The sequence below is a fragment of the Vibrio sp. S11_S32 genome, assembly GCF_014694465.1.
Lineage (GTDB): Bacteria > Pseudomonadota > Gammaproteobacteria > Enterobacterales > Vibrionaceae > Vibrio > Vibrio algicola.
Genome location: NZ_JAAUWS010000189.1, coordinates 1 through 253 on the forward strand (window position 1 = coordinate 1; position 253 = coordinate 253).

The following is a 253-nucleotide window of genomic DNA, read 5'->3' on the forward strand; positions in this document are numbered from 1 at the left end:
CCAAGCATTAATGGCATGATATTTAGTATAATAAATATCATGAAAAAGACGCCAGATATCAACCCAGAAAGTCAAAATATTGCCGAGCTACAAGCGATGGTAAAAACACTGATATCTGAGAAAAGTGTGGTGCAGGCAGATGAAACGCCGCTCAACGTGCTCAAAGAAGATAAAAAGTGTTATATGTGGCTCTACTGTTCAGGGGCAGACTCACCAGAGGCGGCACTCCCACATGTTAAAAATATTGCCTTAT

Annotated in this window: 1 pseudogene; it reads left to right on the forward strand. The window is 40.7% G+C overall.

What is annotated here, in order from left to right:
* Positions 1-117: 117 nt before the first annotated feature.
* Positions 118-253 (forward strand): annotated as a pseudogene (locus HC723_RS17210) (IS66 family transposase); the annotation flags it as partial.